Source organism: Agrobacterium sp. CNPSo 3708, assembly GCF_028674915.1.
Lineage (GTDB): Bacteria > Pseudomonadota > Alphaproteobacteria > Rhizobiales > Rhizobiaceae > Agrobacterium > Agrobacterium cavarae.
Genome location: NZ_JAQZSF010000023.1, coordinates 1 through 357, shown reverse-complemented (window position 1 = coordinate 357; position 357 = coordinate 1). Strand labels below are relative to the sequence as shown.

Here is a 357-nt window from a genome sequence, read left to right as displayed (position 1 = left end):
TTGCGGGGGCAGGATTTGAACCTGCGGCCTTCAGGTTATGAGCCTGACGAGCTACCGGGCTGCTCCACCCCGCGTTAATTATGAGCGACCGCAGCGCAAAGGCCCGGTTGTTTTGTTTTGCCGGTCCTCGAAGGCTTTTGCCTTCTGCGGGTCGGCGTGGGCTGCTCCACCCCGCGTTATTGCTTTAGAACTGCAAAAGGCCGCTTTGAGTGCGGCCTTTGGTATCGGCCTTGGCCGTTATGTTTGTGAATGAGAAGATTAGTTGCGTTTAGCAGACCTGGCAGCGACCTACTCTCCCGCGTCTTAAGACGGAGTACCATTGGCGCTGGGGCGTTTCACGGCCGTGTTCGGAATGGG

General features: G+C 57.7%; 1 tRNA gene and 1 rRNA gene. Both read right to left on the bottom strand.

What is annotated here, in order from left to right:
* Positions 1-74: transfer RNA gene (locus PVA19_RS22310), tRNA-Met, on the bottom strand.
* A 201-nt stretch (positions 75-275) separates the two neighbouring features.
* Positions 276-357 (bottom strand): 5S ribosomal RNA (gene rrf / locus PVA19_RS22460); the annotation flags it as partial.